This window comes from Streptomyces sp. NPDC020965 (genome assembly GCF_044333555.1).
Taxonomy (GTDB): Bacteria; Actinomycetota; Actinomycetes; order Streptomycetales; family Streptomycetaceae; genus Streptomyces.
In genome coordinates this window covers 450,104-472,621 of the sequence record NZ_JBIRRE010000007.1, presented here as the reverse complement: position 1 = coordinate 472,621, position 22,518 = coordinate 450,104, and the positions used below count along the sequence as shown (strand labels likewise).

Below are 22,518 nucleotides of genomic sequence, written 5' to 3'. Positions count from 1 at the left end.
CCCGGGACGACAGTTACGGCACGCCCCCTCGCCCTTGCGGGTCTGAGGAGACCGCAGGTATCTGACGCCGCGGGCTGATCCTCGAAGATCGCCCGGACCGGGTCTGGGTCGTTACGATCCGGAGTGCCGGACCGGCAGTCCCGCCGCCCGCCATGCCTGGAAGCCGCCGATCAGATCCGTCGCCCGGCTCAGCCCCAACTGTCGCAGGGAGGCCGCCGCGAGGGAGGAGGCGTAACCCTCGTTGCAGATCACCACGATCCGGAGATCGTGGCTGACCGCCTCCGGGGCACGGTGGCTGCCCTGCGGGTCCAACCGCCACTCCAGTTCATTGCGTTCCACGACCAGCGCGCCGGGGATGAGACCGTCCCGTTCGCGCAGGGCCGCGTACCGGATGTCCACCAACAGGGCCCCGGCCTCGGCCTCCGCGAAGGCGTCCTCGGGCCGGACCCGGTCCAGGTCCTCACGCACCTTCTCCAGCAGCTCGTCTATCCCGAGGTGATCGACGTCCCTGCTGCCCCCGTCCCCGTCCCTGCCCCGGTTGCCGTTGCCGTCCCCATCGTCGCCACCGATACGGGGGTCGTCGCCGTGGTCGCTCACTGCCAGTCCTCCGGCCGCTCGACCTGTTCGAGACGGAGCACTGCGCCGGTGCGGCTGAAGCGCCGGATCAGTGGCAGCGGCGGATAGTAGGCGTGGACCGAGACGGCGTGCCGATCGGCCGACTCGTTCAGCACCTCGTGCACATGGTGCTTCCCGAAGGCCCGCCCCTGCCCCGCACCCAACCGCCGCTCGCGGTCGACGCCGTCATGCAGCTCCAGCGTCTTCCAGCCGCTCGCCGGGAGCCGCACCGCGAGGGAGTCCTCCCGCAGTTCGCCCATGGCCGTGGCGAAGGCGCCCAGCGAGTCGGCGTGATCGTGCCAGCCGGTCCCGGTGCGGGGCGGCCAGCCGATCAGCCACGCCTCACTGCCACCGGGGCCGTCCAGCCGCACCCAGGTGCGGCCGTCGGGGTCGAGGGGAAGGGAGGCGATCAACTCGGGGTCGGCGGCGGCGTGCCGTACGAAGTCGAGCAGTTCGGCGGAGGTCGGGGCCGTCGGCGCGGCGGCCCACCCGGCGGGCACCGAGGTCACCCCGGCCGAGGGCGGGACCGGACCGGACGGAACGACCGCGGACGAGCCGGTGGCGGCGGAGGCCGGGACCGGGGGGCCGGACCTGGGCAGCGGTTGGTGTTGGGACATGGAGACCGTCCTGAGAGTTCGCTGGAGGACGCGCGGGGGCCCGAGGCCCGAGGCGCGTGAGAGGGGGCGAAATCAGCAGGAGGGTCGACACACGCAGCCCGCGTACCGGAGGAGATCCATATGGACCCTCCGCCACAGGCGCACATTGGTGTCGGTCACGTTCCGGAGTACACCATGACGACCCGCGAGGGTCAATTGACCTCCGCGGTACTGTCACTGGCCGTCGCCGGCACCATCCCACCCCGTACCGCGTCCGCCGCCTCGTACAGCTCAGCGGGCCGCACCCCGGCGAACGAGGCGACCAGGTGCCCGTCCGGCCGGACCATCAGCACCGTATGTGCCGCGGCGCCCGGATAACTCTCCGTCACCAGTAGTTCGGCCCGCACCGGCAGCGCGCTCACCGCATCGGCCAGCCTCGGCATCACCCCCGCACTCTGCCAGTGCCGGCGGTCCCACACCCCCGTACCCGGTGCGACCAGCAGCACCAGCAGCCGCCCCCGGCCCAACCGGTCCCGCAGCAACGCCCCCGCCCCGTCCGGCGCCGTCACCCGCACGTCCGAGACCGGCGCGCCCGCCTCCGTACCGACGAGGACCTGGGACGGGTCGTACTCGGGGGTGAGGGGGGAGTACGCGTAGACGGGGGGCGCGCCCAGCGGTCCGAGCCCCAGATGGCCGTCAGCGAGCAGCGCGTCATGTCCGCGGGTGGCCCTCGGGAGTCGGTTGCGCAACACACCGCCGCGCAGGGCGGGCAGCGCCTGATCGGCGGTGCGCAACCGGGCGGCCACCGCGGTCCTGCGCTCCTCCTGATAGCTGTCCAACAGGGCGTCGGCGCCGCCGTGGTGCCAGCCGTGCGCCAGCTTCCACGCCAAGTTGTCGGTGTCCCGCAGCCCTTCGTCGAGCCCCTGGGTGCCGACCGCACCGACCAGATGGGCCGCGTCCCCGGCCAGGAACACCCGCCCCACCCGCCAGCGCCGGGCCAGCCGGTGGTGGACGGTGTGGACGCCGGTGTCGATCAGGTCGTACGGGGGAGTCTCGCCGCACCAGCCCGCCAGGGTGTCCCGGACCCGGGCCACCAGGGAGTCGGGGGTGACCAGTTCGCCGCTGGGCGGCAGCAGCCAGTCCAGCCGCCAGACATCGTCCGGCAGCGGGCGCGCCGTGATCTCCTCGCCGGCCCCGCGCCACGGCGGTTGGCGGTGCAGCAACGCCTCGTCGGGGCGAGGGAGTTCGGTGCGGAGGACGGCGACGGCGTGTCGTTCCACCGCCGTACGACCCGGGAAGCGGACACCGAGGAGTTTGCGCACCGTCGAACGCGCGCCGTCGCACCCCACCACATGGCTGCCGCGCCACCAGGTCGCGTCCGGGTCGCGCGTGTGCACGATGACCCCGCCGGCGTCCTGCTCCAGGGAGTCCACATGACTCTCGGTGACGAGGTTGATCAGCTCTTCCGCCAGGACGGCCTGCCGCAGCCCGCGGGTGAGTGCGTGCTGCGGGATGTGCAGCGGCGACGGAGTGGTGTCCTCCGCCAGCGCGACCCGCCGTACCTCCTGTTTACGGCGCAGTGATCGCCAGCCGGCCCAGCGCGCGCCTTCGTCACGGACGGTGGCGCAACCGAGCCGTTCGACCATCGCCGCCGTGTCGGGGCGCAGGACCACCGTGCGGGCGGGTCGGGGCTCCTCGTCGCCGCTGCTCTCGTCGAGTACGACGGACGGCACGCCCTGCTGGGCGAGGGCGAGGGAGAGCGCCAGTCCGACCGGACCCGCGCCGACGACGATCACCGGGTCCACGGCGTGACTCCTCGGGCTCGAAGGGTCAGGCCGGAACATGTGGTGGGAGCCCGGTGCGCGATCACAGAACGTATGCAATCGATTGGGGGTGTCTGCGTCAAGTGACAGATGGACGACATGGCCCGCGCTGCTCCGCCGGGCGCGGCACCTGGCGGTTGACGACGGAAAAGGACCGGCCGCGGTTGGCATCGCGACGGGGCTGCAACGGCGACGGGAAGGGACCGGCGACGGCGTGGGAACGGCGCGGGAAGGGACCGGCGACGAGGCGGGAACGGCGCGGGGAACGACCACGGCGCGGGGAACGGCCACGGTGAGGGTCGGCGGCAGGGAAGGGCCGGTCAGGGGGCGCGCGACGGTGGAGCCGAACCGGGGAGGCGACCGGGGAGCCGGTGACGCGAGACAGAGAAGGGCGGTGGCGCCGCCGCGCCACCGCCCTCGTCGGGTGGATGCCCCACTGCCCGCCCTCGCGGGTCAGACCTTGGGACCGCCAAGTCCTGCGTCGACGACCTCAAGGTCGACGACCGCGCCGGTGCTCTTCTTCGCCCGGCGCACCCTGCGCTCCAGCCAGCTCGCGAGGGTCGTGAGGGCGAAGTTCAGCAGGATGAAGATCAACGAGACCACCACGAGCGCGGCGATGGTGTTGGCACCGTAGTTCGCCGTGATCGCGCGGGTCTGCGACAGCAGCTCGGAGAGACCGAGCAGCGCCCCGCCCAGGGCGGTGTCCTTGACGATGACCACGAGCTGGCTGACCAGGGCCGGCAGCATCGCCGTGACCGCCTGCGGCAGCAGCACGTACAGCATCATCTCGCCCTTGCGCATGCCGATCGCCTTCGCGGCGTCCGTCTGCCCGCTCGGGAGGGAGAGGATTCCCGCCCGTACGATCTCGGCGATGACGGAGGCGTTGTAGAGGACCAGGCCCGTCACCACGGCGTACAGCGGGCGGATCTCCGACTCGATGTCGGTGAACTGGACCAGCGCCGCGTAGGCGAACATCATCAACAGCAGCACCGGGATGGCGCGGAAGAACTCGACCACCACCCCGACGGGGACCCGGACCCAGCGGTGATCGGAGAGTCGGCCGATGCCGAGGATCGCGCCGAGCGGCAGTGCGATCACCAGCGCGAGGGCGGCGGCCTTGACCGTCTCCCAGAGGCCGGGGAGCAGGAAGGTGGTCCACACTTCCGACTCGGTGACGAACGGACTCCACTTCTCCGACGCCAACTGGTCCTTCTCGGCCATGGTGTCGAGCACCCACCACAGCGCGAGGCCGAGCGCGACGAGGAAGACCACGGTGTAGAGGAGGTTGCGCCGCTTGGCCTTCGGGCCGGGGGCGTCGTACAGGACAGACGTCATCGCTTCACCGCCACGCGCTTGGCCACCCAGCCCAGCAGCAGGCCGGTGGGGAGGGTGAGAACGATGAAGCCGAAGGCGAAGACGGCGAAGACGGCGAAGAGCGCGTCGGCCTCGTTCTCGATCATGTTCTTCATGAGCAGGGCGGCCTCCGCCACCCCGATCGCCGCGGCCACCGTCGTGTTCTTGGTCAGGGCGATCAGCACGTTCGCCAGGGGTGCGACGACCGAGCGGAACGCCTGCGGCAGGATTATCAGCGTCAGCACCTGCACGAAGCTGAGCCCGAGCGCGCGGGCCGCCTCGGCCTGTCCGACGGGGACGGTGTTGATGCCCGAGCGCAGCGCCTCACAGACGAAGGTGCCCGTGTACGCGATCAGCCCCAGCACGGCCAGCCGGAAGCCGATGTCCTTGAAGTTGTCGGCGCCGAGGGAGAACCCCAGTGTCTGACTGAGGCCCAGCGAACACGCGACGATGACGACCGTCAGCGGGGTGTTGCGGACCACATTCACGTACGCGGTCCCGAACGCGCGCATCAGCGGGACGGGGCCGACCCGCATACCGGCCAGCAGCGTCCCCCAGATCAGGGAACCTATCGCCGAGTAGACGGCGAGTTTGACCGTCACCCAGAACGCGCCGAGCACGTCATACTGCCCGGAATCAAGAAAATCGAACACGTTGACCCGCGATCTCTCCTGGTTGGATCGTGGCGCGCGCCCCCGGCCGTGGCCGGGGACGCGTCACGGCTGCCTCAGCTGGTCTCGGTGATGGCCGGGGCCGGCTCGTTCTTGTAGTTGGCCGGGCCGAAGTTGGCCTTGACGAACTTGTCCCAGGAGCCGTCCGACTTCATCTTCTCCAGGGCCTTGTTGATCTTGCTCTGAAGGTCCTTGTCGCCCTTCTTCAGGCCGATGCCATAGTTCTCGTCGCTCAGCTTGAGGCCGGCGAGCTTGAACTTGCCCTGGTGCTCCTTCTGGGCGGCGTAACCGGCCAGGATGGAGTCATCCGTGGTCAGCGCGTCGACGGCCTTGTTCTCCAGGCCGGTCAGGCACTCCGAGTAGCCGCCGTAGTTCTGGAGGTCGGCCTTGGGAGCCAGCTTGTCGCTGACGTTCTGAGCCGAGGTCGAGCCGGTGACCGAGCACAGCTTCTTGCTGTTGAGGTCCTCGGCCTTGGTGATCGACTTCTCGTCGGCGCGGATCAGCAGGTCCTGGTGGGCCAGCAGGTAGGGACCGGCGAAGTCGACCTTGGCCTTGCGCTTGTCGTTGATCGAGTAGCTGGCGGCGATGAACTTGACGTCGCCGTTGCTGATCAGCGTCTCGCGGTCGGCGCTGGGCGCCTGCTTCCAGGTGATGTCCCCGGGCTCGAAGCCCAGTTCCTTGGCGACATAGGTGGCCACATCGACGTCGAACCCGGTGTACTTGCCGTCCGGCGTCTTCAGGCCGATGCCGGGCTGGTCGAACTTGATGCCGATGGTGATCTTGCCGCCACCCTTGCCCGAGTCGTCGCTGTCACCGCCACAGGCGGTGAGCGCCAACGTGAGGACGAGGCCCGTGGCGATGGCCGCGGAAGTCTTGCGGAGCTTCATGAGGAGCATCCCTTACGTCGTGGTTCGTCGGTCGTCAGTGGTGCAGGATCTTCGACAGGAAGTCCTTCGCCCGGTCGCTGCGCGGATTGCTGAAGAATTCATCGGGCTCGGCCTCTTCGACGATCCTGCCGTCGGCCATGAAGACGACCCGGTTGGCGGCGGAGCGGGCGAAGCCCATCTCGTGGGTGACGACCACCATCGTCATTCCGTCCCGCGCCAGCTGCTGCATGACTTCGAGGACCTCATTGATCATCTCGGGGTCGAGCGCCGAAGTGGGCTCGTCGAAGAGGATGACCTTGGGGCCCATGGCCAATGCCCGTGCGATGGCCACGCGTTGCTGCTGACCACCGGAGAGCTGTGCGGGGTACTTGTCGGCCTGTGAGCCGACACCGACCCGGTCCAGCAGTTGGCGCGCCGTCTTTTCAGCGGCGTCCTTGGCCGTCCGGCGAACCTTGACCTGGCCCAGCGTCACGTTTTCCAGCACGGTCTTGTGCGCGAAGAGGTTGAACGACTGGAAGACCATGCCGACGTCGGCGCGCAGCCGGGCCAGCTCCTTGCCCTCCTGGGGCAGCGGCTTCCCATCGATCGAGATCGAGCCGGAGTCGATCGTCTCCAGTCGGTTGATGGTGCGGCACAGTGTGGACTTACCGGACCCGGAGGGTCCGATGACGACAACGACCTCGCCGCGAGCAATGGTCAGATCGATGTCCTGGAGCACATGCAGCGCGCCGAAGTGCTTGTTGACGTTGCTCAGCACGACCAGGTCGCCCGCCGTCGGGACAGCGTCCTCGGCGTCCTTGGTCATGGATACTCCGCTCATCGGCTTCTCGCTCCGTCCTCCTCGGTTGGGAGGACAGTAGTGACGCGGTGCGACCAGCGTCATTACATCTGAGCGGAAATTGAGCATAACGATCTGGCTTCAAGCGGACACTATGGGTGAACGGGGTGACCTCCGGCGTACCGGGTGGATAACGGAAACAGTCGCGCGGGGGAATGACTCTTGACTCTCCGGACCGGAATCGGCCTTGATGCCCTGGTACCGCGGGGGAGACTGTGCACGGCGCGCACTGCCGCGCCACCGCGTGAACCATGTGTCCGGGCCCGATGTCCGGAGCAGACGTCCGGAGTACGAGTGGGCCCCCGGCAGAACCGACGGGAACCACGGAAGCCGGCCGCGGAACCGGATCGCGAACGCTGACCGCACGACCGAAGGGGGGCCATGAGGCTGCTTCTCGTTGAGGACGACAACCATGTCGCCGCCGCGCTGTCGGCGGTGCTCGCCCGGCACGGTTTCGACGTGGTGCACGCCCGCAACGGCGAGGAGGCACTGCACGCAGTGCTGCCCGCCACGCACCCCGGCAAGCCGCCGTTCGCGGTCGTGCTGCTGGACCTCGGCCTGCCCGACCAGGACGGCTACCAGGTGTGCGGCAAGCTCCGGAAGATCACCTCCACCCCGGTGATCATGGTGACCGCGCGGTCCGACGTACGGTCCCGGATCCACGGGCTCAACCTCGGCGCGGACGACTACGTCGTCAAGCCGTACGACACCGGTGAACTACTGGCCCGCATCCACGCCGTCAGCCGGCGCAAGGCGGGCGGCGACGAACCCACCACGGCGGTCCCCGACGACGCCCTCCGGCTCGGCCCGGTGACCGTCGTCCTGCCCACCCGCCGGGTCAGTGTCGACGGCGTCGAGGTGCAGCTCACCCGCAAGGAGTTCGATCTGCTGGCGCTGCTCGCCCAGCGGCCGGGGGTCGTCTTCCGCCGGGAACAGATCATCAGCGAGGTCTGGCACACCAGTTGGGAGGGGACCGGCCGCACGCTTGAGGTGCATGTCGCGTCCCTGCGGTCCAAGCTCCGGATGCCCGCCCTGATCGAGACCGTCCGGGGTGTGGGCTACCGGCTCGTCGCCCCGGCCGTCTGACCCGCCCGCGGTCCCGTGCGTACCCGACTTCTGCCGCTGCTCATCATCCTCATGGCGGGCGTACTGCTCGCGCTCGGTTTCCCGCTCGCGGTGAGCGTCGCCGCGGCCCAGCAGCAGCGGGTCGTCGTCGACCGGATCGACGACACCGTACGGTTCGCGGCGCTCGCCCAGTTCGTCACCGGCTCGGAGACCCTGGACGAGCGGCGTTCCACGCTCCAGGAGCAGCTCAACCGATTCAACGCCACCTACGGCATCGGCGCCGGGGTCTTCTACCGCGACGGCAAGGCCATGGCCCGCGCGCCCGAGGGCTGGTCGGTGCCCGCCGACGGCCGGGGCCGCGAGGCGTTCGAGGAGGCGTTGACGGGACGGCGCAGCCAGGACCCGCCGCAGGTGTGGCCCTGGCAGGGGAACGGGCGGCTGGTCGTCGCCTCACCCGTCGTACGGGACGGGGACGTCGTCGCCGTCGTCTACACCGACTCGCCCACCGGCCAGCTACGGTCCCGTGTGCTGCGGGGCTGGCTGTTGATCGCCGCGGGCGAGGGTGCCGCGATGCTGCTGGCCGTCGGGGCGGCCTTCCGTCTCACGGGCTGGGTGCTGCGGCCCGTACGCATCCTGGACGGAGCCGCGCACGACATCGCGACCGGCAGGATGAACTCCCGGGTCGCGGCGGCGAGCGGCCCCCCGGAGCTGCGCCGGCTGGCCCGCTCCTTCAACGAGATGGCGGACAACGTGGAGGAGGCGATGGAACAGCAGCGGGCCTTCGTCGCCGACGCCTCCCACCAGCTCCGCAACCCGCTCGCCGCGCTGCTGCTCCGGATCGAACTCCTCGCGCTCGAACTCCCGGAGGGCAACGAGGAGATCGCCTCGGTCCGCACCGAGGGCAAACGCCTCGCCCAGGTCCTCGACGATCTACTGGATCTGGCTCTGGCCGAGCACGTCTCCGCCGCTCTCCAACTCACTGACATCGGTGAGCTGGCGGCTGAGAGGGTCGCCGCATGGCATCTGCTCGCGGAGGAGCGAGGGGTACGGCTCACCGGCGCGGGCACCGCCGTCACCGCCTGGGCGGACCCGGTCGCGCTCTCCAGCGCCCTCGACGCCGTGATCGACAACGCGCTGAAGTTCACCCCCCGCGGCGAGGAGGTGACGGTCACGACGGCCTCCCACGGCGACACCTCGACCGTAGTGGTCACGGACGGCGGGCCCGGGCTCACCGACGAGGAGCTGACCCGGGTCGGCGACCGCTTCTGGCGCAGCAACCGCCATCAGAACGTCAAGGGCTCGGGCCTCGGGCTCTCCATATCGCGCGCCCTGCTCTCACCCGGTGGCGGTCGCATCGACTACGCGCACCATGACCCCCAGGGCCTGCGGGTGACCGTGAGCCTGCCGCGCACGGCACCGTCGTAGGAGTCCGCGCACGCCACCCTCGTACGAGTCCGCGCACGCCACCTCCTAGGCGTGTCCTGGTCCGGCGGGGGGCCCGCCGCCGTTCCCGCGCCCGACGGCACGCCCGCCAGGACGCACGGGCCGGAGCGGCTCGGCTGGCCATCCCGTACGCCAGGACCGTGACGGCCCCGGGCCCCGCGGCGCCGGCCGTTACGCCCCCGGCTCGCCAGCACATGGATGGGCGCGCCCCGTGAAGCGCCGGCCGCTACGGCCCGCGCCCGCCGCTACGGCCCGCGCCGGCCGGTACGGCCCGCGCCCGCTACGGCTTGACCGAGCTGTAGTAGCGCCTCGCCCCTTCATGTAGCGGCAGCGGGTCCGTGTAGACAGCCGTCCGCAGGTCCACCAACTGGGCCGGGTGGACCGTCTTGCCTATGCGGTCCCGGCTGTCGATCACCGTACGCGTGAAGCCCTCGACCATCGCCGAATCGACCCGGTCCGTGGTCACCAGGAGATTCGCCACTGCCATCGTCGGCACCGCGAGCCCGCTCTGCGCCTCCCGATAGGCGTCGGGCGGCATCACCGCCAGCCGGTAGTAGCCCGTGGCATCGCTGGTGACATGCACTTTGTCGACCAGGGCCGACTGGAGCGGCACCAGCCGTATGCGGAAACTCTCCGACAACTGCTCTACGGCACCGGTCGGCAGCCCGCCCGACCAGAAGAAGGCGTCCAGCTCGTCCCGCGCCAACATGCCCGGGACGGTGTCGATCCCGACCGGTACGGGGGTGATCTCCTCGTCCGGGTCGAGGCCGGAAGCGCTCAGCAGCCGGTCGGCGATCAGCCGGACGCCCGAGCCCTCCTGTCCGACGCCCACCTTCTTGCCCCGAAGATCGCCTATCTCCCGCACGGGCGAACCGTGGGGGACGACGAGCTGTACATAGTCGTCGTACAACCGCGCGCAGCCGCGCAGTCGCTCCGCCCCCGGCCGGCCGTCCCGCTGGTACTTGGCGACGGCATCGGCGGTGGCGATGGTGAAATCGGCCTCGCCCGACGCCACCCGCGCCAGATTCTGCTGGGACCCCTCACTGAGCCGCAGGGCTATGTCCACATCGGGCAGATCGCGGGCGAGAGCCTGCTTGAGCAGGACGCCGTACCGCTGGTAGACCCCGCTCTGGACGCCGGTGCTGAAGGTGACCGAGCCACGCGGCGCGGAATCGTCGAGGGGGAGCAGCCACCAGAGCAGCGCCCCGACCAGCACCAGGGCGGTCGCCGACCCTTGAAGGGCACGACGACGGCTGACGCGGGGCACGGTCGGGAACATGTGCTCGATCCTGCCAGGTGTCCCGCCCTGTCGGCGAGGGTTTGTCGTGGGTACGCCACCGGACGCCCGTCGCCGCCCGTCGCCGCCCGGCTCTGCCCGCAGCCGGGGGGGCTCCCGGGCCCGAGCTGTCCGTGGCAGCGCCTACCCTTGTCACATGACCAGCAGTGACCGGAGCCAGGCAGTGGACGTTCAGCGCAGTTACGAGATCCGCACCTACGGGTGCCAGATGAACGTCCACGATTCCGAACGGCTCTCCGGACTGCTGGAGGACGCCGGCTACGTCCGCGCCCCCGCGGGGGCCGACGGTGACGCCGATGTCGTGGTCTTCAACACCTGCGCCGTCCGGGAGAACGCCGACAACAAGCTGTACGGCAACCTGGGCCGGCTCGCGCCGATGAAGACCAGGCGGCCCGGTATGCAGATCGCCGTCGGCGGCTGTCTCGCCCAGAAGGACCGCGACACCATCGTCACCAGGGCCCCCTGGGTCGATGTCGTCTTCGGTACGCACAACATCGGCAAGCTGCCGGTCCTGCTGGAACGCGCCCGCGTCCAGGAGGAGGCCCAGGTCGAGATCGCGGAGTCGCTGGAGGCGTTCCCGTCCACCCTGCCGACCCGCCGCGAGTCCGCGTACGCGGCGTGGGTCTCCATCTCGGTCGGCTGCAACAACACCTGCACCTTCTGTATCGTCCCCGCGCTGCGCGGCAAGGAGAAGGACCGCCGTCCCGGCGACATCCTCGCCGAGATCGAGGCCCTGGTCGCCGAGGGCGTCTCCGAGATCACCCTGCTCGGCCAGAACGTCAATGCGTACGGCTCCGACATCGGCGACCGCGAGGCGTTCAGCAAGCTCCTGCGGGCCTGCGGACGGATCGAGGGGCTGGAGCGGGTCCGCTTCACCTCTCCGCACCCCCGTGACTTCACCGACGACGTGATCGCCGCGATGGCCGAGACACCGAACGCGATGCCCCAGCTTCACATGCCGCTCCAGTCCGGCTCGGACACGGTGCTGAAGGCCATGCGCCGCTCCTACCGGCAGGAGCGTTTCCTCGGGATCATCGAGAAGGTGCGCGCGGCGATCCCGCACGCCGCCATCTCCACCGACATCATCGTGGGCTTCCCCGGCGAGACCGAGGAGGACTTCGAGCAGACCATGCACACCGTCCGCGAGGCCCGCTTCGCGAATGCCTTCACCTTCCAGTACTCCAAGCGTCCCGGCACCCCGGCCGCGACCATGGACGGACAGGTCCCCAAAGAGGTCGTTCAGGCGCGCTACGAACGCCTGGTCGCCCTTCAAGAGGAGATCTCCTGGGACGAGAACAAGAAGCAGGTCGGCCGCACCCTGGAGGTCATGGTCGCCGAGGGCGAGGGCCGCAAGGACGGCGCGACCCACCGTCTGTCGGGGCGCGCCGCCGACAACCGACTGGTCCACTTCACCAAGCCGGACCAGGAGGTGCGCCCCGGTGACGTGGTGACCGTCGCGATCACCTACGCCGCGCCGCACCATCTGCTCGCCGAGGGCCCGACCACCTCCGTGCGCCGCACCCGCGCCGGCGACGCCTGGCAGAAGCGCCGGGACGCGCGCGAGGACAAGCAGGCCGGTGTGATGCTGGGACTGCCGACGATCGGTGTCCCCGCGCCCCTGCCGGCCGCCGCCGTGCCCGCGTGCGGGATCGGCTGACCCACCCACCGCCAGGCGGCAGCCCCGCTGCTGGCGCGTCGATCGACGTCGGCGCGCGCACCGGGGCCCGCGCGCCGATCACGGACTAGGCTGCCGATCATGCTTGTCGCCGCCGCCGTGTGCCCCTGTCCGCCGCTGCTCGTTCCCGAGGTCGCCGCGGGTGCCGCACCCGAACTCGACACCGCGCGGGCCGCGTGCGCCGACGCGGTGGGGGTGCTCGCCGCGGCCCGGCCCGATCTGCTCGTCGTGGTCGGCACCGCCGAGGCCGGTGATCGCGGCCCGCACCCCGCGGGTGCGCGGGGATCCTTCCGGGGCTTCGGCGCGGATATCGTCGTACGGCTGGGAACGGACGCGCCCCAGGGGGTACGGGACCGGGCCGCCGGGCGGCACCGACCGGGTGCGGCCGAGCCTCATGGCGCACCGGGCGCCTCCGGTTCCCCCGGCCGGGGGGAAGGGGCCCACGAGCCCCCGGAGACGGCCCCCGGCGCCGCCGCGCCGGTACGGGCGCTGCCGCACTCCCTGGCAGTCGGTGCCTGGCTGCTCGACCGCGCCCGGTGGGCCGCCTCGCCCCTGGAGGGCCTGGGAGTGGACGAGACGCTCGCGCCCGAGCGCGCGCTGGCGGCCGGACGGGAGATCGGCGCCCGTGCCGAACGGGTCGCCCTGCTGGTGATGGGCGACGGCAGCGCCTGCCGCACCGTGAAGGCCCCCGGTTATCTCGACACACGGGCCGCCGACTTCGACGCCTTCGCCGCACGGGCCCTGGGGGACGCCGATCTCGCGGCACTCGCGGCGCTGGACGCCACCCTGGCGCACGAACTCAAGGCGGCGGGCCGGGCCCCCTGGCAGGTGCTCACGGGTGCCGCCGAGGGCGCGGGGCTGGCCGGCCGGCTGCTCTACGACGAAGCCCCGTACGGCGTCGGGTACTTCGTCACCGCCTGGTCCTGAGCCGACCCCGCCCGCCGTCGCCGCGGCCCTCGTACGGCCCGACCCCGCCCGCCGTCGCCGCGGCCCTCGTACGGCCCGGTCCCGTCCCTGTTGACGGTCCTGCGCCCAGCGGGATGACGGCCCGTTCCCGTCCCGCCGAGCCGGATATGACGACGGACGGCCGCGGAGCTTGGCGCTCCGCGGCCGTCCGACCGTCGTACGTCAACCGGTGCCTCAGCGAGCGGCCGGGGGCGGCGGCGGGGTGCCACCGTCGTCCTTGTGCGCGATGCGGTCCAAGGCATCCTTGGCCTTGCCGGTGCCCGTCTCGATCTTGTCGCTGTACTTGCCCTTGGTCCGGGCGTCGACCGCGTGCGCGGCCTTCTCCAGACCCTGCTCGATCTTGCCCCCGTGCTGCTGAGCCAGGTCGGAGACCTTGTCCTTGGCGGGGGCGAGCTTGGCCTTCAGTGTGTCCATGAGGCCCATGGGGCACCTTTCCTCGTGAGGGACTACGTGCGGGCGCCCTCACCGGTCTCGCTGTCCGCGGCCTCCCCGGCCGACTGCTGCCGGGGAATGTCCACGCCTTCGGTCACCACGACCGCGGCCTTGGCCTCCTCAGCCTCTGCGGCCTCGGTGACCTCCGCCTTCGCGCACTTCGGCGCATCGGTCCGGCCGGCGTTCCCGATCTCGGGCTCCCCCGTCAGGGTAACGGGGGTCGTCACCTCGGCCGATACGCCGTCGCTGTCCTTGGACCGACGGAAGAACCGTGCAAAAACGCCCATATTTACTCCATAGCGTACTTGTGTGGGTGAGGTTCCGCGCCGCCTGGAGCGCCCTGTCGCGCCACCCGGGGGAACCGATCGGGAAACCGGCGTTCGTCACCTCGTAACAGGCAACGAAGGCCCAGGCCCGCCGTCACCTCGCTCATTCGGGGAGATGCCCGCGGGTTTGGGAGACTGGGGAGGTGAGAAGCGCACCCCCCGCCCCGCGGGTCATCGCCGTCGTCGGTCCCACCGCGGCCGGAAAGTCCGATCTGGGCGTCTTCCTCGCCCAGCGATTGGGGGGCGAAGTCGTCAACGCCGACTCCATGCAGCTGTACCGGGGGATGGATATCGGCACCGCCAAGCTGACGCCGGAGGAGCGTGGCGGCGTCCCTCACCACCTCCTCGACGTCTGGGACGTCACCGTCGCCGCGAGCGTCGCCGAGTACCAGCGGCTCGCCAGGGCGGAGATCGACCGGCTGCTCGCCGAAGGCCGCACACCGGTGCTCGTCGGCGGCTCCGGCCTCTATGTGCGCGGGGCCGTCGACGCCCTCGACTTCCCCGGCACCGACCCCGTGATCCGGGCCCGTCTGGAGGAGGAACTCACGGTGCGTGGCCCCGGCGCCCTGCACGCCCGGCTCGCCGCCGCCGACCCCGAGGCCGGGCGTGCGATCCTCCCCGGCAACGGCCGTCGGATCGTCCGCGCCCTCGAAGTGATCGAGATCACCGGCCGCCCCTTCACCGCCAATCTCCCCGGCCACGACAGCGTCTACGACACCGTCCAGATCGGTGTGGACGTGGCCCGCCCCGAACTCGACGAGCGGATCGCGCTGCGGGTGGACCGGATGTGGGAGGCCGGATTCGTGGACGAGGTGCGCGCGCTGGAGGCGCGCGGACTGCGCGACGGGCTCACGGCGCCACGCGCCCTCGGCTACCAGCAGATTCTCCGCGCGCTGTCCGGTGAGTACAGCGAGCAGGAGGCGCGTGAGGAGACCGTGCGCGCTACCAAACGCTTCGCGCGCCGTCAGGATTCCTGGTTCAGAAGAGATCCACGGGTGCATTGGCTGAGTGGTGCCGTCGCGGACCGGGGGGAACTTCCGGGGCGGGCGCTGGCGTTGATCGAACGACCGGTTACAGCCTGATCACGTGATGGCATCGGGACGCCCTGCCCGTCATTTCGGCGGGCCGGGCCGTGCCATCATCGAGCGACGATCGACTCTGAAGTCCGAGTGGGGAGGGCGCGTGGCGATGGAGGCCGGCCCCCATGACACGGACCAGCGACAGCGGGACGCGGCGTCAGGCGCGTCCGGTCTGAGCCCCGACGGTCCCGACGACCAGGACGTGCTCGCCGCCGAGGTCGAGGTCGAACTGCGCCCGGCGCGCAGACTCCGGATCTGGCAGCTCGCACCCATCGTGGCGCTCGCGGCGGTCGGCTCCCTCATGTTCGGCTTCCCGCTCGCCTTCGGCACGGGCGGTGGCGCCGTCGTCGCCATGCTCGGCTTGCTGATTAGCTGCTGCGCCGCCGGCTGGGGCGTGATGGCGGCCCGCCGAGTGGGTCACACCTGGCCCGGCCTGCCGCCACGCGGCTCCGGCGTACGACCGGACTGGCGTGTCATCGCGCTGTACGTCGGCGTCGGCGCCCTGCTGGTGGCGCTCGCCGTCTGGCGCGTCGCCCGCCTGCGCTGACCCGCCCCCACACCTGTCCGCGCCGCCCCGTCCCGCGTGGACCAGGGCTTCCCGGCCGGCCCGTGCCCGCAGGAACGCCGACTGTCGGACCCTCCTCGTACGATGGTGAGTGTGAGCATCCCGCAGCCATCCCCGTCCGTGCCGATCGCCTTCCTCAAGGGCCACGGCACCGAGAACGACTTCGTGATCGTCCCCGACCCGGACAACGCCATAGCCCTGCCCGCGCCCGTCGTGGCCCGGCTCTGCGACCGGCGGGCCGGTATCGGCGGTGACGGCCTGCTGCATGTCGTACGCTCCGCGGCGCACCCCGACGCGCGCGCCATGGCCGACGACGCCGAGTGGTTCATGGACTACCGCAACGCCGACGGCTCCATCGCCGAGATGTGCGGCAACGGCGTCCGCGTCTTCGTCCGTCATCTCCAGCGCGCCGGACTGGTCGAGCCCGGGGATCTGGCGGTGGCGACTCGTGGCGGTGTCAAGAAGGTGCATCTCGCGAAGTCGGGAGCCGGGGGCGAGGACGGCGACATCACCGTCTTCATGGGGCCGGCGATCCTCCCCGCCGACAGTGTCACCGTCACCGTCGGCGGCCGTAGCTGGCCCACCCGCCATGTGAACATGGGCAATCCGCACGCGGTCACCTTCGTCGCGGACCTGGACCACGCCGGCGATCTGCTCTCCGAGCCGTCCTACACCCCGTCAGCGGTCTATCCGGACGGGGTGAATGTGGAGTTCGTCGTCGACCGGGGTGAGCGCCATGTCGCCCTGCGCGTCCATGAGCGCGGTTCCGGCGAGACCCGCTCCTGCGGCACGGGAGCGTGTGCCGTCGCCGTCGCCGCGGCCCGTCGGGACGGTGTCGACCCCACGGTCACCGGCAGCCCCGTCTCGTACACCGTGGATCTGCCGGGCGGCCGACTGGTGATCACGGAGCGGGCTGACGGGGAGGTCGAGATGACCGGCCCCGCGGTGATCGTCGCGACGGGACACATCGAGCCCGCGCTGCTCGCGCACCCCGGCCCGGGCTCGGAAACCACTCCCGGATAGAGCTTCGCTCGAATGGGTGATCCGGTTCACGCTCGGCGAGAGCGGGACTGCGCCACGTGGTGGGCTCGGTAGCATCAAGCACCGGCCCGGCGGGGGGCACGCCTGCTCTTCCCCATCGCCGGTCGAATGCCGCCCGGAGGTGCCCCATGAGTGCAGAGGCCGTCAACCCTGGTGCCCACAGCCGCAGGCGCGGCCGGGGCAGGATCGACCTCCGCAGGCTGGGCCGGGCCGCGCTGCTCGGCCCGGCCGGCCGTGACCGGCTGCCCGACGCTATCGGGCACGTCGCCGACGCGCACCGCGCGCACCACCCCGACGCCGATCTCGCCATCCTGCACAAGGCGTACGTCCTGGCGGAGTTCTCCCACCGGGGCCAGTTCCGCAAGAGCGGCGAGCCGTACATCACCCATCCGCTCGCCGTCACCCTGATCCTCGCCGAACTGGGCGCCGAGACGACCACGCTGACGGCCTCTCTCCTCCACGACACCGTCGAGGACACCGAGGTGACGCTCGACCAGGTCACCGACGAGTTCGGCGCCGAGGTCGCCTATCTGGTCGATGGCGTCACCAAACTGGAGAAGGTCGACTACGGCGCGGCGGCCGAGCCCGAGACCTTCCGCAAAATGCTCGTCGCGACCGGCAACGACGTCCGGGTGATGTCGATCAAACTCGCCGACCGGTTGCACAACATGCGCACGCTCGGTGTGATGCGTCCCGAGAAGCAGGCCCGTATCGCCAAGGTCACCCGGGACGTCCTCATTCCCCTCGCCGAACGGCTCGGCGTCCAGGCGCTCAAGTCCGAGCTGGAGGATCTGGTCTTCGCGATCCTCCACCCCGAGGAGTACGAGCGCACCCGCGCGCTGATCGCTGAGAACACCGACGCGGGCGCGGCGCTCGCCACCATGGCGGAAGGGTTCCGCACCGTGCTGCGGGAGGCCGGGATCGCTGCCGAAGTCCTCATAAGGCCGCGTCACTTCGTGTCGGTGCACCGGGTGAGCCGCAAACGCGGAGCCCTGCGCGGCACGGACTTCGGCCGGCTGCTGGTGCTGGTGGGCGAGGACGCCGACTGCTACGGCGTCCTCGGTGAACTGCACACCTGCTTCACCCCGGTGATCTCCGAGTTCAAGGACTTCATCGCGGCCCCCAAGTTCAACCTCTACCAATCCCTGCACACCGCCGTCGCCGGCCCGGAGGGCGCGGTCGCGGAAGTCCTCATCCGGACGCGTCAGATGCACAAGGTCGCCGAGGCCGGAGTGATCGCGCTCGGTAATCCGTACACCCCCCTCGGGGAGGGCACAGAGGACACGGACGGCGCCGAACCGGCCGACGGGGAGCGGGCCGACCCGACCCGTCCCGGCTGGCTCTCCCGGCTGCTGGAGTGGCAGCAGTCCACCCCGGACTCCGAGGCATTCTGGTCCTCGCTCCGCGCCGAACTCGCGCAGGACCGCGAGATCTCCGTCTTCCGCGCCGACGGCCGGATGCTGGGACTGCCCGCGGGCGCGAGCTGTGTCGACGCCGCGTACGCGCTCTACGGCGAGCTGGCCCACACCTGTATCGGCGCCCGAGTCAACGGCCGGCTCGCGACGCTGAGTACGGTACTGAGCGACGGCGACACGGTCCATCTGCTGCTCGCCCACGACGTCCAGGGCCCGCCGGGGGGCACGGCGGCAGAGGCGGGCGCGGGGGACGTCCAGGGGGCCCAGGACGCCGTCTCCGGGCCCTCCCCGGACTGGCTCGACCACGCCCGTACCCCGGCCGCCCGCATCGCCATCAGCGCGTGGCTGGCGGCCCATCCGGAGGGGAGCCCCCCGGCCGCGACGCCGCGCAGATCCGCCCCCGTCCCCCCCGAAACCGACCTGCCCGCCACCGTGGACGCCGTCGTCGATCTGCCGGACGCCGTCGTACGACTCGCCGGATGTTGTACGCCGGTGCCGCCCGACGCGGTCACCGGCTTCGTCGTACGAGGCGGTGTGGTCACCGTCCACCGGGAGGAGTGCGCCGCCGTCACCCGGATGAAGACCCTGGAGCGCCCGGCGATTCCGGTCCGCTGGAACGAGGCGGCCGGCTGCCGGGTGACCCTGGTCGCCGAGTCCTTCGGGCGCCCCCGGCTACTCGCCGATCTCACCGAGGTCATCGCGGGCGAGGGCGTGGCCGTCGTCTCGGCGACCGTCGAACCGCCGAGCGAACAGCGCGTACGCCACACCTACACCCTGCAACTCCCGGACCCGGCCGGGCTGCCCGCGCTGATGCGCGCGATGCGCGACGTACCGGGGGTGTACGACGTGAGCCGCACCCAGCATCCGGCGGCCACGAACTGACCTCGTTCGGGTGGCATGACGCGGGTTGCCGCATTCACCGCCGTACGCACTGGTAGCCGTTGTCCATGCTGCCCACCACCAGGCTCGCCCTCCGGGCCCGCTTTTCCCGGCGCCGGTCGCGCGCCGCTCTGCTCGCGGCCGCGTCGGTCGCGCTCCTCGCCGCCGCCCTGCCCCCGCCCGCGCCGACGGCGCGCGGCATCGGCGACCCGCTCTTCCCCCAGCTCGGCAACCCCGGCTACGACGTCACCGAGTACGACATCGCCTTCACCTACCGGGGCAGCAACACCACGCCGCTGGACGCCGTGACCCGGATCGAGGCGCGGGCCACCGAACGGCTTGAGCGGGTCAACCTCGACTTCACCCACGGCACGGTGAGCGCGGTCGAGGTCAACGGTCTGCCCGCCGGGTTCGCCACGGCGGGTGAGGACCTCGTCGTGGAGCCCTTCCTGCCCGTCGAGGCCGGGTCCCGGCTGCGGATCACGGTCGAGCACACCAGCGACCCCCGCGGCGAGAGCGATGCCGGGGGCTGGGTGCCCACCGGCGACGGGCTGGCGATGGCGAACCAGGCCGACGCCGCCCACCGGGTCTTCCCCTCCAACGACCACCCCGCCGACAAGGCGATCTTCATCTTTCGGGTGACCGCTCCCAGCGAGCTGACGGCGGTCGCGAACGGCGTCCGGATCGGCAAGGAGGAGCGCGGCGCCACCACCACCTGGACCTATCGCACCAGCCACCCGATGGCCACCGAGCTGGCGCAGGTCTCCATCGGCGCATCGGCCGTCCCCACCCGCAAGGGGCCCGGGGGGCTGCCCATCCGCGATGTGGTGCCCACCAAGGACCGGGCCGCGCTGGAGCGCTGGCTGAAGAAGACGCCCGCCCAGCTCGCGTGGATGGAGGAGAGGGTCGGTCGCTACCCCTTCGAGAACTACGGGGTGCTCATCGCCGACGCCGACACCGGCTACGAGCTGGAGACCCAGACCCTCTCGCTGTTCGAACGCCGTCTCTTCATGAACAGTGCGTTCCCCGAGTGGTACGTCGACTCGATCATGGTGCATGAGTTGGCCCACCAGTGGTTCGGCGACAGTGTCTCGCCGCGGACCTGGTCGGACCTCTGGCTGAACGAGGGGCACGCCACCTGGTACGAGGCCCTGTATGCCGAGGAGACCTCCCCGTACACGCTGGAATCGAGGATGCGCGAGGCGTACCGACGCTCGGACCAGTGGCGCGCGGCCGGAGGCCCGCCGGCGGCGCCGAAGCCGCCGTCCCCGGGGCAGAAGATCAGCCTCTTCCGACCGGTGGTGTACGACGGGAGCGCCCTGGTCCTTTACGCCCTGCGGGAGACGATCGGGCAGGACGCCTTCGACCGGCTGGAGCGGGCCTGGGTGCGTGACCACCGCGACGGGACGGCGGGCACCGCGGACTTCGTCCGGCTCGCGTCCGACACCGCCGGGCGGGATCTCGGGGCGTTCTTCCGGGCCTGGCTGTACGCGGAGCGGACCCCGCCGATGCCGGGTCACCCGGATTGGAAGAGCACCGCTCCGGCCAAGGCGGTCCCGGCGAAGCCCGCCACGGCGCCGGCGACCGCCGAGCCGGTTCCCGCGCAGGGCGCTGCGGCCCGCTGAGCGGCGGGTTCCGAGCACGCGAAAACCGGGATGACGGTCCCCGGGCCACCATGCGACCATCAGGGGGTCGGCGCGCGGCCCGGGGAAATCCGGACGCCGGATCGGATGTCCGTACGGCCATCCGTGCGGGCTCCGTGCGTCCGTCCGCGTACATCAGTGCCCGTACGGGAATCATCCGGGCTCGTCACGCGTTGTCACTGGCGAAGGCGGGCCAGCGGGCCACCCGGCACGACCGGGCCCGATTCCATCGACGTAAGGATCCAATGACCTCCTCTTCTTCCCCTTCCCAGGACGAACAGAGCTTCGACGAGCAGCACGCGGAGAGCTTCGGCGAGACCCGCACCGAGAGCCTTCGGGCCGATGCCCTGATGGAAGAGGACGTCGCCTGGAGCCACGAGATCGACGGAGATCGGGACGGCGATCAGCTCGACCGCTCCGAGCGTGCCGCGCTGCGGCGGGTGGCGGGCCTCTCCACCGAGCTGGAAGACGTCACCGAGGTCGAGTATCGACAGCTACGCCTTGAGCGCGTGGTGCTGGTCGGCGTCTGGACCTCGGGGACCGCGCAGGACGCGGACAACTCCCTGGCGGAGCTGGCGGCGCTCGCGGAGACGGCGGGCGCGCTGGTGCTCGACGGCGTCATCCAGCGGCGTGACAAGCCCGACTCGGCCACCTACATCGGCTCGGGCAAGGCGCAGGAGCTGCGGGACATCGTGCTCGAATCCGGCGCGGACACGGTCGTCTGCGACGGTGAACTGAGCCCCGGCCAGCTCATCCACCTGGAGGACGTCGTCAAGGTCAAGGTGGTCGACCGGACCGCTCTGATCCTGGACATCTTCGCCCAACACGCCAAGTCCCGAGAGGGCAAGGCCCAGGTGGCCCTGGCGCAGATGCAGTACATGCTGCCGAGGCTGCGTGGCTGGGGTCAGTCGCTCTCCCGTCAGATGGGTGGCGGCGGCGGTGGCGGTATGGCCACCCGTGGTCCCGGTGAGACCAAGATCGAGACGGACAGGCGGCGGATCCGCGAGAAGATGGCGAAGATGCGCCGGGAGATCGCGGACATGAAGACCGGCCGCGAGATCAAGCGGCAGGAGCGCCGGCGCCATCAGGTGCCGTCGGTCGCCATCGCCGGTTACACCAACGCCGGGAAGTCCTCGCTGCTCAACCGCCTCACCGGCGCCGGTGTCCTGGTGGAGAACTCCCTGTTCGCCACCCTGGACCCGACGGTCCGCCGGGCGGAGACGCCGAGCGGCCGGGTCTACACCCTGGCCGACACCGTCGGATTCGTCCGACACCTGCCGCACCACCTCGTGGAGGCGTTCCGCTCCACCATGGAGGAGGTCGGCGACTCTGATCTGATCCTGCATGTGGTGGACGGTTCGCATCCGGCGCCGGAGGAGCAGTTGGCCGCCGTGCGCGAGGTGATCCGTGATGTGGGCGCGGTGAATGTGCGCGAGATCGTGGTGATCAACAAGGCGGACGCTGCCGACCCGGTGGTGCTGCAGCGCCTGCTGCGCGTCGAGCGGCACGCCATCGCGGTGTCGGCACGCACGGGTGAGGGCATGGCCGAGCTGCTCGCCCTCATCGATGTCGAACTGCCGCATCCCGCGGTCGAGATCGAGGCGCTCGTGCCGTACACGGAGGGCGGTCTGGTCTCGCGGATGCATGCCCAGGGTGAGGTTCTCTCCGAGGAGCACACCACGGAGGGCACCCTCGTCAAGGCGCGGGTCCATGAGGAGTTGGCCGCCGCGCTGGCGCCCTATGTACCGGTGCCGCACTGACCGCGGTCGCCGGCACACCCGAATGACACGGCGGTGCCCGTTCCTCTCCGGAGGGACGGGCACCGCCGTCTTTCGTGACCGATGCGTCCTGGGACTGCGTTCCCGACACAGGGGGCCGTTCCCGACGACCGCGCGGGCCGCTGGCGGCT

At 71.0% G+C, this 22,518-nt stretch carries 21 protein-coding genes; 10 read left to right on the top strand and 11 right to left on the bottom strand.

The features are described from left to right. Window positions 1–111 precede the first annotated feature (111 nt). The 8 genes from ACH4S7_RS23275 to ACH4S7_RS23240 all read right to left on the bottom strand — a co-directional run bounded on the left by ACH4S7_RS23275 (window position 112) and on the right by ACH4S7_RS23240 (window position 6,750). On the bottom strand, window positions 112–489 hold the full coding sequence (locus ACH4S7_RS23275) for a rhodanese-like domain-containing protein (RefSeq protein WP_398523192.1): 378 nt from the start codon (window positions 487–489) through the stop codon (window positions 112–114). Window positions 490–593: 104 nt separating this feature from the next. Beyond that, a complete protein-coding gene (locus tag ACH4S7_RS23270; RefSeq protein ID WP_398523153.1) occupies window positions 594–1,232 on the bottom strand; it encodes a cysteine dioxygenase in 639 nt (212 codons plus the stop codon). A gap of 72 nt (window positions 1,233–1,304) precedes the next feature. Beyond that, window positions 1,305–1,376 carry a putative leader peptide gene (locus tag ACH4S7_RS23265; protein ID WP_310851512.1) on the bottom strand — a complete coding sequence of 24 codons (72 nt, stop codon included), beginning with the start codon at window positions 1,374–1,376 and terminating at the stop codon, window positions 1,305–1,307. A gap of 47 nt (window positions 1,377–1,423) precedes the next feature. Continuing rightward, complete coding sequence (locus tag ACH4S7_RS23260; RefSeq protein WP_398523152.1) at window positions 1,424–3,016, bottom strand: FAD-dependent monooxygenase; 1,593 nt, start codon at window positions 3,014–3,016, stop codon at window positions 1,424–1,426. 471 nt (window positions 3,017–3,487) lie between these two features. Further along, window positions 3,488–4,369, bottom strand: a complete 882-nt coding sequence (locus tag ACH4S7_RS23255) for an amino acid ABC transporter permease (RefSeq protein ID WP_398523151.1) — start codon at window positions 4,367–4,369, stop codon at window positions 3,488–3,490. Continuing rightward, on the bottom strand, window positions 4,366–5,040 hold the full coding sequence (locus ACH4S7_RS23250; RefSeq protein ID WP_398523150.1) for an amino acid ABC transporter permease: 675 nt from the start codon (window positions 5,038–5,040) through the stop codon (window positions 4,366–4,368). The genes ACH4S7_RS23255 and ACH4S7_RS23250 overlap by 4 nt, the downstream gene beginning before the upstream one ends. 74 nt (window positions 5,041–5,114) lie before the next feature. Next, a complete protein-coding gene (locus ACH4S7_RS23245; RefSeq protein WP_398523149.1) occupies window positions 5,115–5,945 on the bottom strand; it encodes a glutamate ABC transporter substrate-binding protein in 831 nt (276 codons plus the stop codon). Window positions 5,946–5,979: 34 nt separating this feature from the next. After that, window positions 5,980–6,750 carry an amino acid ABC transporter ATP-binding protein gene (locus ACH4S7_RS23240; RefSeq protein WP_398523191.1) on the bottom strand — a complete coding sequence of 257 codons (771 nt, stop codon included), beginning with the start codon at window positions 6,748–6,750 and terminating at the stop codon, window positions 5,980–5,982. A 414-nt stretch (window positions 6,751–7,164) separates the two neighbouring features. Between ACH4S7_RS23240 and ACH4S7_RS23235 the strand changes: the two genes are divergently transcribed. Then, the gene (locus tag ACH4S7_RS23235; RefSeq protein ID WP_398523148.1) at window positions 7,165–7,869 is read left to right on the top strand and encodes a response regulator transcription factor; all 705 of its coding nucleotides are present in this window, start codon (window positions 7,165–7,167) and stop codon (window positions 7,867–7,869) included. Between the two features lie 15 nt (window positions 7,870–7,884). After that, window positions 7,885–9,273: an ATP-binding protein gene (locus tag ACH4S7_RS23230; protein ID WP_398523147.1), complete on the top strand. Its 1,389-nt coding sequence runs from the start codon at window positions 7,885–7,887 to the stop codon at window positions 9,271–9,273. A gap of 298 nt (window positions 9,274–9,571) precedes the next feature. On the opposite strand, the gene ACH4S7_RS23225 is transcribed toward ACH4S7_RS23230, so the two are convergent. Next, window positions 9,572–10,570 carry a TAXI family TRAP transporter solute-binding subunit gene (locus ACH4S7_RS23225; protein ID WP_398523146.1) on the bottom strand — a complete coding sequence of 333 codons (999 nt, stop codon included), beginning with the start codon at window positions 10,568–10,570 and terminating at the stop codon, window positions 9,572–9,574. 154 nt (window positions 10,571–10,724) lie between these two features. Between ACH4S7_RS23225 and miaB the strand changes: the two genes are divergently transcribed. Together miaB and ACH4S7_RS23215 are read left to right on the top strand one after the other, a co-directional pair. Then, window positions 10,725–12,245 carry a tRNA (N6-isopentenyl adenosine(37)-C2)-methylthiotransferase MiaB gene (gene miaB, locus ACH4S7_RS23220; RefSeq protein WP_398523145.1) on the top strand — a complete coding sequence of 507 codons (1,521 nt, stop codon included), beginning with the start codon at window positions 10,725–10,727 and terminating at the stop codon, window positions 12,243–12,245. Between the two features lie 99 nt (window positions 12,246–12,344). Then, window positions 12,345–13,190, top strand: coding sequence for a hypothetical protein (locus tag ACH4S7_RS23215; RefSeq protein ID WP_398523144.1), 846 nt, complete (start codon window positions 12,345–12,347; stop codon window positions 13,188–13,190). Between the two features lie 213 nt (window positions 13,191–13,403). Here the strand turns inward: ACH4S7_RS23215 and ACH4S7_RS23210 are convergent, their stop codons facing one another. Both ACH4S7_RS23210 and ACH4S7_RS23205 read right to left on the bottom strand, forming a co-directional pair. After that, window positions 13,404–13,652 carry an antitoxin gene (locus ACH4S7_RS23210; protein ID WP_398523143.1) on the bottom strand — a complete coding sequence of 83 codons (249 nt, stop codon included), beginning with the start codon at window positions 13,650–13,652 and terminating at the stop codon, window positions 13,404–13,406. 23 nt (window positions 13,653–13,675) lie between these two features. Next, window positions 13,676–13,948, bottom strand: a complete 273-nt coding sequence (locus ACH4S7_RS23205; protein WP_398523142.1) for a hypothetical protein — start codon at window positions 13,946–13,948, stop codon at window positions 13,676–13,678. 182 nt (window positions 13,949–14,130) lie between these two features. Between ACH4S7_RS23205 and miaA the strand changes: the two genes are divergently transcribed. From miaA to hflX, 6 genes are all read left to right on the top strand, one after another. Next, the gene (gene miaA, locus ACH4S7_RS23200; RefSeq protein ID WP_398523141.1) at window positions 14,131–15,069 is read left to right on the top strand and encodes a tRNA (adenosine(37)-N6)-dimethylallyltransferase MiaA; all 939 of its coding nucleotides are present in this window, start codon (window positions 14,131–14,133) and stop codon (window positions 15,067–15,069) included. Window positions 15,070–15,175: 106 nt separating this feature from the next. Next, complete coding sequence (locus ACH4S7_RS23195; RefSeq protein WP_398523190.1) at window positions 15,176–15,613, top strand: hypothetical protein; 438 nt, start codon at window positions 15,176–15,178, stop codon at window positions 15,611–15,613. A gap of 102 nt (window positions 15,614–15,715) precedes the next feature. Then, complete coding sequence (dapF, locus tag ACH4S7_RS23190) at window positions 15,716–16,654, top strand: diaminopimelate epimerase (protein WP_398523140.1); 939 nt, start codon at window positions 15,716–15,718, stop codon at window positions 16,652–16,654. 146 nt (window positions 16,655–16,800) lie between these two features. Next, on the top strand, window positions 16,801–18,969 hold the full coding sequence (locus tag ACH4S7_RS23185) for a RelA/SpoT family protein (protein WP_398523139.1): 2,169 nt from the start codon (window positions 16,801–16,803) through the stop codon (window positions 18,967–18,969). Window positions 18,970–19,034: 65 nt separating this feature from the next. Continuing rightward, window positions 19,035–20,591 (top strand): M1 family metallopeptidase, encoded by a 1,557-nt coding sequence (locus ACH4S7_RS23180; protein ID WP_398523138.1) that lies wholly within the window; start codon window positions 19,035–19,037, stop codon window positions 20,589–20,591. A gap of 263 nt (window positions 20,592–20,854) precedes the next feature. Next, window positions 20,855–22,369 carry a GTPase HflX gene (hflX, locus tag ACH4S7_RS23175; RefSeq protein ID WP_398523137.1) on the top strand — a complete coding sequence of 505 codons (1,515 nt, stop codon included), beginning with the start codon at window positions 20,855–20,857 and terminating at the stop codon, window positions 22,367–22,369. Window positions 22,370–22,518 lie beyond the last annotated feature (149 nt).

Excerpts from the sequence above, each read along its gene's own strand:
- ACH4S7_RS23205 (WP_398523142.1), bottom strand. The coding sequence starts at position 13,948 with ATGGGCGTTTTTGCACGGTTCTTCCGTCGGTCCAAGGACAGCGACGGC.
- dapF (WP_398523140.1), top strand. The coding sequence starts at position 15,716 with ATGGTGAGTGTGAGCATCCCGCAGCCATCCCCGTCCGTGCCGATCGCC.
- ACH4S7_RS23255 (WP_398523151.1), bottom strand. The coding sequence starts at position 4,369 with ATGACGTCTGTCCTGTACGACGCCCCCGGCCCGAAGGCCAAGCGGCGC.
- ACH4S7_RS23225 (WP_398523146.1), bottom strand. The coding sequence starts at position 10,570 with ATGTTCCCGACCGTGCCCCGCGTCAGCCGTCGTCGTGCCCTTCAAGGG.
- ACH4S7_RS23235 (WP_398523148.1), top strand. The coding sequence starts at position 7,165 with ATGAGGCTGCTTCTCGTTGAGGACGACAACCATGTCGCCGCCGCGCTG.
- miaB (WP_398523145.1), top strand. The coding sequence starts at position 10,725 with ATGACCAGCAGTGACCGGAGCCAGGCAGTGGACGTTCAGCGCAGTTAC.
- ACH4S7_RS23180 (WP_398523138.1), top strand. The coding sequence starts at position 19,035 with ATGCTGCCCACCACCAGGCTCGCCCTCCGGGCCCGCTTTTCCCGGCGC.
- ACH4S7_RS23245 (WP_398523149.1), bottom strand. The coding sequence starts at position 5,945 with ATGAAGCTCCGCAAGACTTCCGCGGCCATCGCCACGGGCCTCGTCCTC.
- ACH4S7_RS23240 (WP_398523191.1), bottom strand. The coding sequence starts at position 6,750 with ATGACCAAGGACGCCGAGGACGCTGTCCCGACGGCGGGCGACCTGGTC.
- ACH4S7_RS23215 (WP_398523144.1), top strand. The coding sequence starts at position 12,345 with ATGCTTGTCGCCGCCGCCGTGTGCCCCTGTCCGCCGCTGCTCGTTCCC.
- hflX (WP_398523137.1), top strand. The coding sequence starts at position 20,855 with ATGACCTCCTCTTCTTCCCCTTCCCAGGACGAACAGAGCTTCGACGAG.
- ACH4S7_RS23185 (WP_398523139.1), top strand. The coding sequence starts at position 16,801 with ATGAGTGCAGAGGCCGTCAACCCTGGTGCCCACAGCCGCAGGCGCGGC.
- ACH4S7_RS23210 (WP_398523143.1), bottom strand. The coding sequence starts at position 13,652 with ATGGGCCTCATGGACACACTGAAGGCCAAGCTCGCCCCCGCCAAGGAC.
- ACH4S7_RS23195 (WP_398523190.1), top strand. The coding sequence starts at position 15,176 with ATGGAGGCCGGCCCCCATGACACGGACCAGCGACAGCGGGACGCGGCG.
- ACH4S7_RS23270 (WP_398523153.1), bottom strand. The coding sequence starts at position 1,232 with ATGTCCCAACACCAACCGCTGCCCAGGTCCGGCCCCCCGGTCCCGGCC.